14 protein-coding genes and 1 tRNA gene are annotated in these 15,321 nt (G+C 49.1%); 11 read left to right on the top strand and 4 right to left on the bottom strand.

Features of this window, described 5'->3' with window-relative positions; all coding sequences use genetic code 11:
- Position 1: 1 nt before the first annotated feature.
- The 6 genes from C7T94_RS11685 (at position 2) to C7T94_RS11660 (ending at position 6,227) form a co-directional block, all read left to right on the top strand.
- Positions 2-1,912: a polysaccharide biosynthesis protein gene (locus C7T94_RS11685; protein WP_107215503.1), complete on the top strand. Its 1,911-nt coding sequence runs from the start codon at positions 2-4 to the stop codon at positions 1,910-1,912.
- A gap of 26 nt (positions 1,913-1,938) precedes the next feature.
- On the top strand, positions 1,939-2,298 hold the full coding sequence (locus tag C7T94_RS11680) for a helix-turn-helix domain-containing protein (protein WP_107215502.1): 360 nt from the start codon (positions 1,939-1,941) through the stop codon (positions 2,296-2,298).
- A gap of 81 nt (positions 2,299-2,379) precedes the next feature.
- A complete protein-coding gene (locus C7T94_RS11675; RefSeq protein ID WP_107215501.1) occupies positions 2,380-3,486 on the top strand; it encodes a PAS domain-containing protein in 1,107 nt (368 codons plus the stop codon).
- A 150-nt stretch (positions 3,487-3,636) separates the two neighbouring features.
- Positions 3,637-4,002, top strand: coding sequence for a hypothetical protein (locus C7T94_RS11670; protein WP_107215500.1), 366 nt, complete (start codon positions 3,637-3,639; stop codon positions 4,000-4,002).
- Between the two features lie 324 nt (positions 4,003-4,326).
- Positions 4,327-5,940 (top strand): ThuA domain-containing protein, encoded by a 1,614-nt coding sequence (locus C7T94_RS11665; RefSeq protein WP_107215499.1) that lies wholly within the window; start codon positions 4,327-4,329, stop codon positions 5,938-5,940.
- A 213-nt stretch (positions 5,941-6,153) separates the two neighbouring features.
- A tRNA-Pro gene (locus C7T94_RS11660) sits at positions 6,154-6,227 on the top strand.
- Positions 6,228-6,627: 400 nt separating this feature from the next.
- Here the strand turns inward: C7T94_RS11660 and C7T94_RS19365 are convergent.
- A complete protein-coding gene (locus tag C7T94_RS19365) occupies positions 6,628-6,876 on the bottom strand; it encodes a hypothetical protein (RefSeq protein ID WP_162618663.1) in 249 nt (82 codons plus the stop codon).
- Positions 6,877-7,352: 476 nt separating this feature from the next.
- Here C7T94_RS19365 and C7T94_RS11655 point away from each other — a divergent pair, with 476 nt between their 5' ends.
- The 3 genes from C7T94_RS11655 (at position 7,353) to C7T94_RS11645 (ending at position 11,877) form a co-directional block, all read left to right on the top strand.
- On the top strand, positions 7,353-7,742 hold the full coding sequence (locus C7T94_RS11655; RefSeq protein ID WP_107215498.1) for a BlaI/MecI/CopY family transcriptional regulator: 390 nt from the start codon (positions 7,353-7,355) through the stop codon (positions 7,740-7,742).
- A gap of 2 nt (positions 7,743-7,744) precedes the next feature.
- Positions 7,745-9,382, top strand: coding sequence for a M56 family metallopeptidase (locus C7T94_RS11650; protein ID WP_107215497.1), 1,638 nt, complete (start codon positions 7,745-7,747; stop codon positions 9,380-9,382).
- A gap of 80 nt (positions 9,383-9,462) precedes the next feature.
- Complete coding sequence (locus C7T94_RS11645; RefSeq protein ID WP_107215496.1) at positions 9,463-11,877, top strand: TonB-dependent receptor; 2,415 nt, start codon at positions 9,463-9,465, stop codon at positions 11,875-11,877.
- A 243-nt stretch (positions 11,878-12,120) separates the two neighbouring features.
- On the opposite strand, the gene C7T94_RS11640 is transcribed toward C7T94_RS11645, so the two are convergent.
- The 3 genes from C7T94_RS11640 to C7T94_RS11630 all read right to left on the bottom strand — a co-directional run bounded on the left by C7T94_RS11640 (position 12,121) and on the right by C7T94_RS11630 (position 14,097).
- A complete protein-coding gene (locus tag C7T94_RS11640) occupies positions 12,121-12,639 on the bottom strand; it encodes an SRPBCC family protein (protein WP_107215495.1) in 519 nt (172 codons plus the stop codon).
- Positions 12,626-12,970: an ArsR/SmtB family transcription factor gene (locus C7T94_RS11635; protein WP_107215494.1), complete on the bottom strand. Its 345-nt coding sequence runs from the start codon at positions 12,968-12,970 to the stop codon at positions 12,626-12,628. Before C7T94_RS11635 ends, C7T94_RS11640 begins: the two co-directional genes overlap by 14 nt.
- A gap of 149 nt (positions 12,971-13,119) precedes the next feature.
- Positions 13,120-14,097, bottom strand: coding sequence for a GlxA family transcriptional regulator (locus C7T94_RS11630; protein WP_107215493.1), 978 nt, complete (start codon positions 14,095-14,097; stop codon positions 13,120-13,122).
- 218 nt (positions 14,098-14,315) lie between these two features.
- On the opposite strand from C7T94_RS11630, the gene C7T94_RS11625 reads away from it, so the two are divergent.
- Positions 14,316-14,744, top strand: a complete 429-nt coding sequence (locus tag C7T94_RS11625) for an iron chaperone (protein ID WP_162618662.1) — start codon at positions 14,316-14,318, stop codon at positions 14,742-14,744.
- Positions 14,741-15,313, top strand: a complete 573-nt coding sequence (locus C7T94_RS11620; RefSeq protein ID WP_107215491.1) for a dihydrofolate reductase family protein — start codon at positions 14,741-14,743, stop codon at positions 15,311-15,313. Before C7T94_RS11625 ends, C7T94_RS11620 begins: the two co-directional genes overlap by 4 nt.
- The last annotated feature ends 8 nt before the right edge of the window (positions 15,314-15,321 follow it).

The raw sequence follows: 15,321 nt of genomic DNA, 5'->3' as shown, positions 1-15,321 counted from the left end.
AATGAGAAAGTTTCTTTTTTACAAAACGTTTCATTCGCGCTGGCTGATCCTGGTCATCGATCAGGCGATCGTTTTCCTGTCCATGCTGAGTTCGGTACTCCTAGTGCAGGAACTGGGTGCGGCCAAGCGCCCTGTTGATGATATTTTACTTTGTCTGTTTGCCTATCATGCCGTGGCCGCACCGCTGTTTATTGTGATGCGTATGCATACGGGCATGATCCGTCATTCCAACCTGACAGACGTGTTTAAAGTCTTTAGGACAGTGCTGCTGGCGTCGCTGGTCTATTTTGTTGCTGGCTGGCTGGTCCTTGTTCCGCGTCTTGACCTTGACTGGAGGTGGTTCTACGCGCTTTCTGTGCTAAATCTTTTTGTCTCGGCGACTTTGCTGATGGTTTTGCGCATGGCGGTCAAGCTGCTGTTCTGTACGCTCAGCGATGTTCGGGATGAAAAGAAGGAGGCCATCCTGATTTACGGCACCGACAGGGATGCAGTGCTGATTAAACACGGCCTCGAGCTTGGTCCGCAGCCAGGCGTACACATCGTAGGTTTTATAGACGATAAACCGGCAAGAGCGCGTATGCATATTGAGCAGAAAAACGTCTACTGCAGAAATGAGATTCCCGGTCTGCATGCGCGTTACCACATCAGTAAACTCATCGTGTCTGCAAGCTGCAAGGATCCCGAGGCGCGCAAGGTTGTGGCCGAAACGTGCCTGGAAGCCGGCATCACCGTGACATCGGTGCCGGCGCCGGCCGACTGGTTAGACGGGGCGCTTCGCCTGGCCGATCTTCCGCCAATGAAAATCGAAGACCTGCTGCAGCGGGAGCCGATTACATTCGATCAGCGCCAGCTGTTCTTGGAATTAACAGGTAAGCGGGTGCTCGTTACTGGTGCAGCCGGATCTATCGGATCTGAGATTGTGCGGCAGGTACTTCAGTGCGAACCCGCACTGCTTATTTTATGCGACCAGGCGGAAACACCGCTGCACAACATGCAGCTCGAAATTGAATCGGCCTTTCCAGATAGCAACTGTATATTCTTTATGGCAAACATCCAGGATGAAAAACGCATGAACGGACTTTTTGCCGGATCCCGCCCGGAAATTGTTTTTCATGCCGCGGCATTGAAGCATGTACCGATGATGGAAAATAATCCGCAGGAGGCCGTAATGACGAATGTTTGGGGAACAAAAAACCTCGCCGACCTGTCAGTCTCTTTCAATGTAGAAAAATTTGTGATGATTTCGACAGATAAAGCCGTTAACCCCACGAACGTCATGGGCGCCTCCAAGCGCATTGCAGAAATGTACATTCAGTCTTTGCAGGGCGGCAGCAGTCATTTTGGTTCGAACACGTTGTTTATAACCACCCGGTTCGGGAATGTGCTGGGTTCGAATGGCTCGGTCGTTCCACGCTTCAAGAGCCAGATCGAGGCGGGCGGTCCGGTCACCATTACCCATCCTGAGATCAGGCGGTATTTTATGACCATTCCCGAGGCCGTTCAACTCGTTCTGGAGGCGGCAGCGATGGGCAGGGGGGGCGAGATTTATATTTTCGACATGGGCGAGCCGATCCGGATACTGGACCTGGCGCTTAACATGATCAAACTCTCAGGGCGGGTTCCTTACCAGGACGTAGATATCGTATATACAGGACTCAGACCGGGCGAGAAATTGTATGAAGAACTGTTAAACCAACAGGAAAATACGTTGCCCACCCATCACCACAAAATCTTGATCTCAGACATTGTACCGCTTCATTTCGAGCAGGTTAGCCGGGACGTGAAAGAATTACTTTGTATTAATTTAAAACAGAATGCCATGGAAACGGTTAGGAAGATGAAAAAAATCATTCCGGAGTATAGGAGTAACAATTCGGTATTCAATACACTTGATGCGGTTTTGCAGAGCTAATCAATTTAACAGTAAAAGCAATTCATATGCATGACGGAGAAACAATAGAGCTGATCATCAGGCGCGACCAGATCAGCATCAGTGAACTATCCCGGCGACTGCGGGTTAGCCGTAAATCAATCTATAATTGGTTTAAACAGGAACGGCTAAACATTGATATCATTGATCGGATTGGGCAGAGTATCGGCTACAGCATTGCCGGAGATTTTCCAGATAGATACCATAGTGATCAGGAAAATTCAGAAGCGGGAGAATCCCTGTCAGGACGGCCGTCAGAACAGGCCTCAGAGTCGCCGCAATACTGGCGGGATAAGTACATCAGGCTGCTGGAAGCCTATACAGATTTCCTCTCGCAACATCAGCCACAATTGAATAATGAACATTAAGCGAAACACCAGCAAAGCAAGCCGGAATGCTTGCTTTGCTGAACTCGTGTCGCTGGTTACGTCTATAAACGTAGAGTGGGCATGAAGACAGACATCAGGCAGCCTACCCACGCACTTAAAGAAAAAAACCGGCATGCGCTTTTATCTTATTGGGACCGGGACCTGGTTTGCAGGTTTGCAAACGCAGACTTTCGGTATTGGTTCGGCGAAACTCCTGAAAACGCGGTTGGCAAAACCACTTTAAAAGTTTTGCTGGGAGCCGCTTTCGACCAACACATGCCGCTAATTGAATCTGCTCTTGACGGATACAAAGAAAGCGAGCTGCTAGAAATGGAGGTAGAATCCGGTAAAACGATTCAGGTGGAGGCCTGCTATTTTCCCGATCCGGGGCCGGAAACCGTTGCCGGATTTTTTCTTTGCTTGTCTGAGCAGGAGCCGCTCGACTCAACCTACCTTAATACCCAGGCAAACACGGCCGGCCTTCAGTCAGGACAGCATAACGGCCCCCGCGACTGCATGATCAGGGTAAGCCGTTATCTTCAGAACCACCTTCTATCTGAATTCCCGACCATTAAGGAAATTGCCCGGGCGCACCTGATATCACCTTCCAAACTCATGCGCGATTTCCGGCTTATTTTCGGTACCAGTCCACATGAATACTACCGGATTCTTCAGATGGAATTTGCCGAACGTTATCTGGAAAGTACCGGGTGTCCGAAAAAAACCGTAGCCATGATGCTGGGCTTTTCGAATCCCACAAATTTCAACCTGCGCTACAAGCGCTATCTTGATGAAAAAGATTCAGCAGCAAAGGCGAGCCCTGCCAACACCAGGCCCGGCACAGACCACGATGTTTTGATCAGGCAGGTGCCTGTTGCGCTTGCTGTCCTCGATGTCAACAGGCAGTTTTTGCTTGCCTCGGAGAAATGGCTGGCAGAATTCCATCCCGATAGTCAGGATGTTCTCGGTAAAAGTTTTGTAGAGTTCTTTCCTGAGCATAACATCAACTGGCCTGCCACGCAGCCCGGCAAAAGCCGGGTGCATGCCAAGCCGCAGCGCACCTGTCTGCACGACAGGAACGGTAACCGGCACGAACTCTCGCTTACGATACGTCCCTGGACCGACCATTCCGGAAAGCCGGTGGGGTCGATCATATGCGCGATCCGCGCCGCCGACCTGGTCATTTGAATATGAGCAGCTATATTTTGGCTGTCAGTAGGTTCATGATGTTTAAAATACAACGTAATTTTATAAAATAGCTGTTAATGTCTTTTGAGGGGAAGGCGGCTACGGTCACCTGAAATAGCAACTTCATTCTTCACCAATTAAAAACATACTATGGTTATTAACGCGGGGGAAATAGTAGAACTGGCAGTACGCCGGCAAAATGTAAACATCAGTGAACTGTCAAGAAAGATGAACGTGAATCGACGTACCCTGTACAACTGGTTTCAGCAACGCAGGTTAAGTGCAGAGGTGGTACACAACATAGGTCGCATGATTCAACATGATTTTTCCAAAGACTTTACGGGCGAAAAGCAGATTCCGCTCATCGAAAGACCCCAGGAGAACAGTCCGAGCCGCCAAAGCGGCGACATGGAGCGCTCGGATGCTATCTTTTACTGGATGGAAAAATACATCAGGCTCCTGGAAGAATACAAGAACCTGCTGCAGAACAGTGAACCGCACCGGCTCATAAAATAAGCCGGGTTCGCAAGCGTGGGCCAAACCAAATCATTCCAGCATTTTTCATTCCTCCATTCAGGCGGTACCTTTTCTAAATCCCTGGTATAAGCCGTGCCCCGACTATGCGCCGCAAGAAAAATAAAAGCAGAAGTCATTTTATATTGTCCTATATTTATGGAGTATACCCGGATGAGGTGTACGAACAAATTTGACAAGGCAGTCCGTATAATCCTATTTTAAATTTGCTGACTGCTTGACCAGGCGCTGCTGCATCGGGGGGGACCGTTGTGCCATACATATTGCGATGCTCCGTGTCAAGCTGAAGAGGTAAAACTGCCGGTGATGAACTCTGATGTGGGTATCGCGAGAGATACGCCACTTAATATCAACCATAAACAGGCCATGACCAACGCATCAATTCAATTGAATTGGGACGCTCAGACAAAAGCTTTTGTAAACCACCGCTTCAATCGTCCCTGTGAAGCACGTATTCCTGGAAACAGCAGTCAAAATTTCAGGAGTCTTTTAAATTGCACAGCCCGGTCCGGGCTCAGACAATTCTTGCTGCTGCTAGCCTTGATGTGCATTGCAGCTGCTGTACGGGCGCAGGAACTACCCAGGGCCCTGCTCATCACCGGCAACGGGAATATTCCAAATCAACTTGATAACTACCCGCCGTGGACACACGATTTTCATAACGACGTGGTTATCCAGATCCTGGATCAGATCGTTGAAATTGATACCACCACAGATATGAAAGACCTGAACGCTGAAAATCTCAGGAAATACGACCTGGTGATCAGCAATTCGATGTTTCTGACGCCTGACGAAAAGCAGTTGAACGCACTTTGGGCTTTTGTGGCCGATGGTAAATCTTACCTTACCTTGCATAGCGGAATCCTGTCCTGCCTGAACTGGGATAAATATGAAACATTTATCGGGGGATTTTTTGTCGGCGGACCATCGACCGAGCCGCAAACACTCCGGGTCTATACCTCAAATTATGAATTTTGGGGTTTTCCATTGCGTTTTCGCAGCATGGAGCAGCATCCTGTTTCGAGGACGCTGGAAGATTTTGATACCAAAGATGAGTTGTACTATTTTCAGCCGACAAAAAAAGAGATCGATGTGATTGCCAGGTCTGAAAACCATCCGGTGATGTGGAGCCACCAGGTAGGCAAAGGCCGGGTCATGTGCCTGACGCTTGGCCATGACGAAGCGGCTAAAAAAGCTGCCGGTTACCAGGAACTGCTGAAAAATGGCGTGCGGTGGCTGACAGGGTATCCGCTTATTTATTCAGACAAGTGGCCACCAGTGTCTGACCGTAAAAAGGTATATCACGATTTCGTCAAGCTCGATGCACTTTCAGACAATCCCGGGGTTTCTGCTCTGGCAGAAGGGGATGCAACGTTTCTCTTGCTCAGGCAGAATGACCGCAGGAACCTCGACCTGGTGTTGGGCCCGCAGCGTGGTATGGCCACGTTTGGCCTTCGGCTGCTGGCAAAAAAGGGAAGAGAGTCGAAAAGAACGGTGACCATGCAGGTTGTGCCAGATGGCGAGGGAAATATTGCACGATATTATGGAAATACCATCGCGGCCACAACGGCTGAAAACCTCAGCCCGCTATTTGATCCACGTAACATGATTGATGGCGACACGCTTAGCCGGTGGTCCAGTAAAAAGTGTGATGAGGCCTTCGTGCTGCTCGATCTTGAAAAAAAATACAACGTCAGCAAAATCAAGATTCTTTGGGAGGCTTCTTATGCCAAAAAGTATGAGATCCTGTCGTCGACTGACAATAAAAACTGGAAGTCCATTTACAGCAATCAGCATGGCAGAGGCGGCATGGAAGAAATGCCGGTCAAGACCACAGCACGGTATCTCAAGGTGATGTTGCAGGAAAAACCGCCCGGTAAACGGGGCTTTTCGATTTACGAACTTGAAGTGTACCGGTAATTAGTGTCGCGCTTACCTGTGTGAAACCAGAAAGCATCCAAGAACAAGGTATTTAAAACATCTAAAAGACCGTAATGGGACAGGGGCGTGCAAGACGTTGCTGAGATGGATAATTTAAGTGATTGATCATTAAGTTGTTTGCAAGAAAGTGTAAAAAAAAGAGATCAGAATGCTTTTTATTTTTACCTTTGCAGCCGTCAGATCAACTGACTTCGGGGTGTAGCGTAGCCCGGTATCGCGCCACATTTGGGATGTGGAGGTCGTAGGTTCGAATCCTGCCACCCCGACAAACGAAACAGAAGCCTCCGCGTAGCGGGGGCTTTGCTGTTTCCGGCCCGACCGAAGCCGCAGGCTTCAGGGAGGGCGGGAACAGCAAAGCCTAGAAAAACCTCAGGTTTTTCGGTTTCTGTTTTGTTTGTCTGCCCCCCCTCCAGGATCGCGCGAGGAAGGAGCGCAATCCTGCCACCCCGCAGCCCAATTTCCCTCCGAGAGAAACCGCAGGTTTCGGTAAAAAGACAGGTGAAACCGCAGGTTTCGACAAAAATCAGAGCCCTGCGCGATTGGCCTTTTTACAGCAAAATACGTTCGTTGATGAGGGCGGCGGGTGTTTTACCAATTGTTTTTTGCATGCGGCATTAAGTGCGGCCGTTGTAATGTGCAGTTGGTCTGCATAAAAGGTCAACTTTTCTATTGATGAAAGTGTTCGTTAACCAGGCTTTTGTACTGCTGCACCAGGTGGCTGGTGCCATGTAAATGTGGCCCGACGCTTCGGACCAACTCTCTGAGCCTGGTTACAAGCAGATGAATATAGGCGCCCGCTGCAGGTCTCCTGAGCGCGCTCCGCTTAAAATCTTCATAGAAAACGGCAAAAAGATCGAATAGAGTATTCTTATCGGCAAGGACGATCTCGACCGGAAAATCAAATAATGTTCCCAAATTTTGCCTCGGGAGCAGTTCCCCTTAAAGAGTATAACAAAATCCCGTAGAAATCGGTGAAAAGTTCCAGCAGTGCGTGTGCCCGGGGTGCAGATAGTGTGGCCGTTGGCGCGATCACTTCGAATCGTTTATCGCCGATCTCGCAGAAACCTGCGTCCAGGTTAAGTAACAATCAACTCGTAATAATCAGCATGCCGGTGAGGGCTGGTCGGTTTGATTACTGCCTTCATCAGGCTCACCTTTATCGCCTGCTCTGTCTCCATTTTGTCCTTTAAGGGAGTTTCGGCAAGGTCTGCCTGCATGTAATTTAATGTTCTAAGATAACAGCAAATCGTTCAATAAGCAAGCAGCCGGGCTTTCGGGACCGAAAGTACCCTGCAATTATGGAACGAAAGGTCTGCCAGCACCTTTCAGCTAGAAATTTTTTCCTATGTTTTATTTGGAGCATAGGAAAAAATTTCTACCTTCGACCTGTTATGAGTAAAAGACAGGAAAACGGCCCGGTTGAGCCAACTAAATCAGAGCTTGAAATATTGCAGGTATTGTGGGAGCTAGGCCCGGCAACGGTGCGTACGGTTAATGATGAACTGCAAAAAATAAGGGAAATAAATTATGCTACGACGCTGAAGTTTATGCAGATCATGGCCGAAAAAGGGATGCTCATCCGCGATGAAAGCCAGATGAAACACATATACAGCGTTGCCCAGGAAGAACACAAGATGAAATCACACCTGCTCGATAAGTTTGTGGATTCGATGTATAAAGGGTCGGCCAGTAAGTTGGTGCTGCAATTACTTGGCAACAAAAAAAATTCGCTGCAGGAGCTGCAGGAGATAAAAGATATCCTTAAAAAACTGGAGGAATAACCATGGAAAATTTTTATGCTGCACTTGGCCAAACACTCATCCATTCATTATGGCAGGGAGCGATACTGGCTGGAATCACAGGGCTCATTGTCGTATTGACCCGCACTACAAAGGCGGCGAACCGTTATCTCCTGATGGTTGGTGTGATGGTACTGTTCGTGGTGGTATGTGCCGGTACCTTCGTACACCAGCTTTCCAGGCATGCCATAAGATCACAGACATCGGCTCACCTCACTTACGAAACCGGCGTTATTTCAGGTCATTCCATGGTCGCGAGCAGTCTCCAGGGGCGGGTCATACAGTATGTGGATAATAACATCAAGACGATTGTGGTGTTGTGGTGCGTTGTTGTATTGGTGCGCAGTCTGCAGCTGGCGATCAGCATGCGGGGCTTATCCCACCTGCGTCACAGGAATATCTTCGGGGTTGACGATATTTGGGTAGAACGGGTAGCAGCACTGGCCTCGCGCTTAGGTGTCGGTCGGGTCGTTGGTATAGCAGAATCAGGCATAGCAAAGGTACCCATGGTGATCGGGCATCTCAAGCCGCTTATCCTTGTTCCGACAGGCCTGTTGACCGCCTTATCGCCCGCTGAAGTCGAAGCCATTCTCCTGCATGAGCTGGCGCACATACAGCGCAGGGATTACCTGGTTAACTTGCTGCAAAGCTTCCTGGAGGTCATCTTTTTCTTCAACCCCGCGGTGCTGTGGTTATCCGCCCTCATTCGGAAAGAAAGGGAGAACTGCTGCGATGACATCACGGTTGCGCAAACCGGAAACAAGGTGAATTACATCCGCGCACTTGTATCCTTCCAGGAATACCAGCTATCGGCTCCTGCTTATGTCACGGCCTTCTCCGGCAGGCGCAGTCACTTGGTTGACCGCGTTAAACGCATGGCTTCGGGAACCAATCATGTTTTGAATTTTAAAGAGCGATGCGTGCTGATGGTGATGCTGTTTACTACCGGATTACTCACCGTAGCGTTCACCAGTGTTAAGCAGGTACAGCAGTTCGCAGCAAAGAGTCAAAAGGCTATCACACATGCCATTGTGTCGTCGGGCGATCCTATAGTAACGCAGTCAGGTCAGCCTGCCAGAAAAGTAAACACCATTCGCAACAAGGCTGAAACCGACACCAGGAAAATCCAAGTCACGAACACGGATGAAGGAAAACCAATGCGGCAGAACCGGCCGGCATCTGAAGATGGGGGTGAGAACACTTATTCATTGCCCGCGACGTCGGTAACACCTCCTAATCCTGGAAATGTGCTTGGGCCGGTCGATGCCGCCATTAAGCCTTTAGCGCCGCTGAAGGAACGGTCAGAGCCTTATAAGCCGACTTACAAGGGCTATCCTGCGAATGCAGCAAAAAAGCATGTTGCTTACCCCGTTACCACGCAGCAGTCAAAACCGACGATTAGCGACCGGATAACTGCTGAACTGATCAAAGACAAAATCATCAGCGGTGATGATAAGCATATATCGTTCAAACTCAGCAATTTTGAACTGGTTGTTAACGGCATACGCCAGTCAGATGAGGTGCAAAAGCGTTATAAGGACAAGTTTGTGCCGGCAACGAATGACAACAGTACCTGGACACTTTATAACAACTACGATACCAGTACCGAAACCAGGAAGTAAGCGAAAATATCCTCCGAAAAGAACTATTCATCTTACATGAACAGGTATACCTATGCCTGAAAAATCCTAAAGTGATAACTATGAAAATAAATTTTGCGGTTTTTTTAATCGCCTGGCTTTGTGCTGCCTCAACCTTTGTATGTGCCCAGGGTATAGGCGGCAAAGTAACCGATAACCGCCAACAGCCGCTCGTTGGCGCCAGTGTTTACCTCATGAAAGATTCGGTGCTTGTCAAAACCGCTCTGGCTGATGCAAGCGGTATGTTCAGTTTTTCTGGTGTAAAAGGCGGCACCTATCACATCCAGGTAAGCAAGGTAGGTTTTGTGCTTCACAAGACCGGTTTGCTGAAGCCTGACACCTCGCTTATACTTACCCTGCAACCCGAAGCGAAGGAGCTGAAAGAAATTGTCGTTACATCACGAAGGGCTTTTGTTGAGCAAAAGCTTGACCGCACGGTGGTTAATGTCGATGCTTTAATCAGCAACGCAGGCGCAACAGCCTTAGATGTGCTGGAGAAATCGCCGGGAGTACTGATCGATCAGAGCGGGGCCATCAGCTTAAAGGGAAAGGGCGGTGTAAAAATCTATATCGATGATAAGCCGACTTACCTGTCTGGCTCAGAGCTGGAGAATTACCTGCGCTCACTGGCCTCGTCTGCTATAGACCAGATAGAGCTGATGAGCAACCCACCCGCCAGATACGATGCGGCTGGTAATGGGGGAGTCATCAATATCCGCCTGAAGCGAAACAAGTCAAAAGGCTTCAATGGCGGACTCAATCTGAGCTATGCGCAGGGATCTTATGCCAAGACCAACAATGGGATGAATTTTACTTATCGCTACAACAAAATTAACCTCTTCGGAAATTTCAGCTATAACGTTAACAATGGCTTCAACGATCTCGATATCAACCGCCATTTTCTGACCAACGAAGGCCTGCCAGACTATGATTTCCTGCAAAATTCATTCATCAGGCGTAAATCCGGCAGCTACAATGCTAAGGTCGGCCTCGACTATTATTTTAGTGAAAAGTCAACCTTCGGCGTTGTGGTCAACGGGCTTTTAAACCCCGGCAACGTGAATACTTTAAATAAAAGCAGCTTCATCAACAGAGCAGGTTACATCGATTCTACCATCGTCGCTCTAAATCGTCAGGAAAACAGGTTCCGCAACGGATCGCTGAACTTAAACTATCGCCATCGGTTTGAAAAAGAAGGTCAAGAAATCACGTTCGATGCGGACTACCTGCGATATCAGAACAATATTGACCAATCGTTTGATAATACCGGTTCCCTACCTGATGGCGGTATCACCACGAACGAGTTGCTGACCGGGCATCTTCCGTCAAACATCCGTATATGGTCAGGAAAGACAGATTATGCCCATCCGTTTAGCGACGGTTTTAAACTGGAAAGCGGCTTGAAAAGCAGTTACACCCAAACTGACAATGTCGCGGCTTATTTCCTTACGCAAGGTGGGAAGACGACTCCGGATTATGGCAAAACGAACCATTTTATTTACAAGGAGCGCATAAGCGCGGGATACTTAAATCTTAACAAGAGCTGGAAGCGGATCTCGGTACAATTGGGCCTGCGGTTTGAGAACACAAGATCTGACGCACACCAGCTGGGCAATATAGAAAGACCCGATTCTGCTTTTCAACGGAGCTATAACGGACTTTTCCCAACCGCATATTTCGAGTACAAATTAGACAGCACCGGAACGCACAGCATCAATTTAAATTATGGCCGCCGAATTGACCGGCCTTACTACGAAGACCTTAATCCATTTTTATCTCCCCTTGATAAATTTACATATTATACCGGTAACCCTTTTCTCAGGCCAGCTTACACCAATAACCTCGAATTGTCTTACACGTTTAAGAACATTACTGCCGCCTTTAATTACAGCAAGACGAAGGATGAAGTAAACGAGACCATCGAGATCGTAGATGGTATTTATTACAGTCGGCCGGGCAACCTTGGTCAGATCGTTGTTAAAGGTGCCAGCGTTGACGCGGGTTTTGATCTTGCCAAATGGTTCAATTTCCATTTGTATGGCAGCTTAACGAATATTCATACCACCAGCCAGTTTTATACCGGCCTTTTAAATACGCAGGGTACATTCGTTTTCGTTCGCCCGGTATTTAAATTCAACTTGCCGAGCGACTGGACGGCCCAGCTGGATGCAGGTTATCAAAGCAAAGTAACCAATGCACAATTTGTTGCTTCGGCAAGGGGCAAGATCAATGCTGCTATGACCAAGAGGTTCTCGCCGTCACTTAGCCTAAGTCTGGTTGGTAACGACCTCTTTTATACTTTCAAAAACGCCGGCGATATCAATAACCTGGCAAATGTAAAAGCCAATTTCCTCAACCGAAGCGATACGCGCACGGTGGTGCTGTCGTTAAACTATCGTTTCGGCCAAGCCATCACCGGCCTCCGCAAGCATAACGCGAACGGCGCCGAGAGTGAAAAGAACAGGGTTAAAAATTAAATAAAAGCACCAGCCGGTATAAAAATCTAAAAGTTCTGCGGTGTGTTCCATTCTGAAAGGTTCCCCACTGGTACAGTGACCAGCAGCGGGCGTTGCAAACGGCTAAAGATTACACCTCCGAAAGGGTGAGCGGGCTGTGACGTTTACCTTGTTTTAAAAGAAAGCGGCCCCCTTGCTGTGGCCGGGCTTGTTAAGCTGCCAGGCCGGCTATGGCCGGCCTGGCAATAACCTGGATCGAACTTGTCATTGTGCCGTCGCCCGGTCTGCCAGGTATGCGGCCAATTGTCTGAAGGAAGCACCAAAACCTTGCTGCATGCTTTCTTCAATGGACACGAACCCATCCAATTCGGCAGTATTGGTGGTGAGTGGTGTTCCTGTCATCGTTATTTGCGTGCGTTCCCCGTCCTCAGTAAAAATCAGGCTGTACTGTATTTCTCGGGGAAGCGGGAAGCCGAAAGGGGCGTCTATCAGATTGCCCGCTTCATCTGTAAACGCATTGCTGAATTCAAGCAGGCGGAAAGGTTCGATTTTACCAAAAAGTAACCGGCCGTAATTGGTGCCGCCATCATGTACCATGACGAACCTGAACTGACCGCCGGGTCTAAAATCGAGGCTGATAACGGTGTTATCCGTTTCTTCAGGACCCCACCAGGCATTGAGTGCATCCGCGTCTGCAAAGGCATTGAATACGGCTTCGGCCGGGGCGTTGAACACATAGTTCAGCAGGAAAACCGCTTCGCGGTTCGTTTCAGATTTGTTCATGATCGTTGTTTTTTTCGTTCTGATTTTTAAGGTAATTGTCAAGCGAGCGGAATTTTTCTTTCCAGAACTTCCGGTTGTAATTGATCCAGTCGCTGACCTCGTCCAACCGGTCAAGATTCACCTCACAATAGCGTTCGCGGCCCTGTTTTCTGATGGCAATAAGTCCGCATTCATGCAGAATTCTGACATGTAGCGACACCGCCTGCCGGGTTACTTCAAACTGCTCGGCTATGGCATTTACGGGGAGCGACGGCTTTCGCGTAAGCAGCTCGATGATCTGGCGTCGCGTGGGGTCGGCTATTGCCTGAAAAGTATCTCGTCTTAAATCCATTCGCAAGTATTTGATTGCAAATATATGTGCAAACATTTACTTGCGCAATTTTATCTGATTTTTTTCGCAGCAATCATTTGCTGCGAAAAGCTGAACACGAAAGTATACGCGAGGGGAGAACTGCGGTTTAAACAGCAGGCAGTGGCGCGTTACACCACCGCCTCCTTATTATACTTGTTTTTGTACTCGATGGGCGAGAGGCCGGTAATTTTTTTGAACACGGTACGAAAGGCTTTGGTGTCGGTGTAACCGACTTCATACATGACCTCGTTGATGTTTTTGCGGGTATTTTCCAGGTGTTTTTTCGCAGCTTCGATTTTTACCCGCTGAATGTATTCGACAGGTGTGTTGTTGGTTGCTTTTTTGAACCGGCGCTCGAAATGCCGCCTGCCAATGGCGAACCGGGTGGCAAGCTCTTCAACCGAAATGCGTTCGGTTACATTGGTTTCGATAAACTCCTGGGCTTTGCGAATGGGTTCGTCTTCGTGTTTTTTCTGCCCGTTGAACATGGCAAACGGCGACTGGCTTTTGCGGTCAATTTCGATGGCGAAAAACTTGCTCGCGCGAATCGCCATCTGCCGGTCTGTGAACTTCTCAATCAGGTGCAGCAACAGGTTCCAATAGGAGCTCGCACCGCCGCTTGAGTACAATCCCTGTTCTTCGGTAATGATGCTGCCATCGGTCAGCGTTACTTCGGGAAAGCGGCTCCTGAACCGGTCGGCGAACAACCAATGGGTCGAGCATTTTTTTCCGTTCAGCAAACCCGTTTCAGCAAGCAGGAAGGCACCAACACAAAGCGAAGCCACTTCTGCGCCCGCCTGGTGCTGCTTTACAATCCACGGAATCACCTTTTTATTGAGGCTGAGCGCTTCTTCGATATTCGCACTGAGCGCCGGGATTATAATCAGATCGGTTTTTTTTACATCCTTCAGCAGGGCATCGGTTCGCACATAAAACACACCGTTATTAAGCGGTACCTCCCTGCTCAGGCCCACCATCTGCAGCTGGAACGCGGGCGGCTGTCCGCGCTCGGCCAGAAACTCGTTTACAGCGCTAAACATGTAACGGGGGTCCACAATACTTGCAGGCACAGCCTCTTGAAGGATCAGGATGGATATATGCTTCATTTTACCAGGTTTACGGGTTGCTTAAACGATACTATCCGTCTAAATTACACAATGTCTGACCGGAATTCCAAATCGGGCGGCATGGAGTCGCAACCGGCCCCCGTATTTGTCTCAAACATGACAGGCAAGGCTCGCGAAAGCAGCCTATTTTTGCTGAACAAGCACCTGCCTGCACCTGCAACCGCAGCTAACGGCGCGGCGTCATGACGATCATGCATATGAAAAAAGAAGAAACCGGCTCTGGAACAGTAGCCGAATACATCAAAGCCCAGGACCCAGCCGCTGCGCAATCCCTGCAAGAGACACGCGAACAGATCCTGGCGGCCGTTCCCGGGGCGACCGAGCTGATCAGTTACCAGATTCCAACCATTAAGTACCGTGAAGCGCCGCTGCTGGCTTATGCTGCCTATCCCAAACATTGCAGCTTGTATACGATGAGTAAAGCGGTTATGGAACGGTACAGCGACGAACTCTCGGGCTACAAAAAAACCGCGACAGCGGTGCACTTTGGGGCGGGAACTACCCTGCCGGCGACCCTGCTGTTAAAGATCATAGCTGACCGCATGGCCGAGACCGACTTCATGCTGCAACAACGGGAAGCTAAAAAAATGGCCAGACGGATGGCAGCCAAAAAAGGAAGATCATGAGAAAGGTGATCGTGTCGATGAATGTGACGCTTGACGGTTATCTCTCGGGACCTGAAGGCGAACTGGACTGGCATTTTGATGCCTGGTCTGCCGATATGGCCGGGGCACTTTGTACCGAACTGAATGGTGCAGACACGATCCTGCTGGGGCGGGAAAGCTATCTCGCTATGTCAGCTTACTGGTCATCCTGCGGCAGCGATCTTTATTTTCCGCGGGAAGACCTGGCTTTCGCTGACATGATGAACAACCACAAAAAGATTGTTTTTTCAAAAACACTTGAATACGCCAGCTGGAAAAACAGCACCCTCTGGCGCGGAACGGTTCGTGCAGCCATTTCCGACCTTCGCAAACAACCGGGAAAAAACATTATCGTTTATGGCAGCGGGAAACTGGTAGACGCGTTAGTGGCCGAGCAGCTGGTCGATATCTACCGCCTCTGGCTGCATCCTGTGGCACTCGGGCGGGGCAGGGCGCTCTTCAAAAAGCTGCGCAGCAGGCTTAACCTGAAACCGGAGTCTATTGAACGTTTCAGCTCAGGAGTCATTGCCCTGTCGTACGACGCCTTTTAACCGGCCGT

It is taken from the genome of Pedobacter yulinensis, from assembly GCF_003029735.1.
Classification (GTDB): Bacteria; Bacteroidota; Bacteroidia; order Sphingobacteriales; family Sphingobacteriaceae; genus Pedobacter; species Pedobacter yulinensis.
Note: the sequence above shows the minus strand (reverse complement) of the source record. Positions and strands in the feature narration are given on the sequence as shown.

What these genes read in the sequence shown, in the direction of transcription:
- C7T94_RS11685 (WP_107215503.1), top strand. Translation starts at nt 2, where the DNA reads ATGAGAAAGTTTCTTTTTTACAAAACGTTTCATTCGCGCTGGCTGATC.
- C7T94_RS11680 (WP_107215502.1), top strand. Translation starts at nt 1,939, where the DNA reads ATGCATGACGGAGAAACAATAGAGCTGATCATCAGGCGCGACCAGATC.
- C7T94_RS11675 (WP_107215501.1), top strand. Translation starts at nt 2,380, where the DNA reads ATGAAGACAGACATCAGGCAGCCTACCCACGCACTTAAAGAAAAAAAC.
- C7T94_RS11670 (WP_107215500.1), top strand. Translation starts at nt 3,637, where the DNA reads ATGGTTATTAACGCGGGGGAAATAGTAGAACTGGCAGTACGCCGGCAA.
- C7T94_RS11665 (WP_107215499.1), top strand. Translation starts at nt 4,327, where the DNA reads ATGAACTCTGATGTGGGTATCGCGAGAGATACGCCACTTAATATCAAC.
- C7T94_RS11655 (WP_107215498.1), top strand. Translation starts at nt 7,353, where the DNA reads ATGAGTAAAAGACAGGAAAACGGCCCGGTTGAGCCAACTAAATCAGAG.
- C7T94_RS11650 (WP_107215497.1), top strand. Translation starts at nt 7,745, where the DNA reads ATGGAAAATTTTTATGCTGCACTTGGCCAAACACTCATCCATTCATTA.
- C7T94_RS11645 (WP_107215496.1), top strand. Translation starts at nt 9,463, where the DNA reads ATGAAAATAAATTTTGCGGTTTTTTTAATCGCCTGGCTTTGTGCTGCC.
- C7T94_RS11640 (WP_107215495.1), bottom strand. Translation starts at nt 12,639, where the DNA reads ATGAACAAATCTGAAACGAACCGCGAAGCGGTTTTCCTGCTGAACTAT.
- C7T94_RS11635 (WP_107215494.1), bottom strand. Translation starts at nt 12,970, where the DNA reads ATGGATTTAAGACGAGATACTTTTCAGGCAATAGCCGACCCCACGCGA.
- C7T94_RS11630 (WP_107215493.1), bottom strand. Translation starts at nt 14,097, where the DNA reads ATGAAGCATATATCCATCCTGATCCTTCAAGAGGCTGTGCCTGCAAGT.
- C7T94_RS11625 (WP_162618662.1), top strand. Translation starts at nt 14,316, where the DNA reads ATGAAAAAAGAAGAAACCGGCTCTGGAACAGTAGCCGAATACATCAAA.
- C7T94_RS11620 (WP_107215491.1), top strand. Translation starts at nt 14,741, where the DNA reads ATGAGAAAGGTGATCGTGTCGATGAATGTGACGCTTGACGGTTATCTC.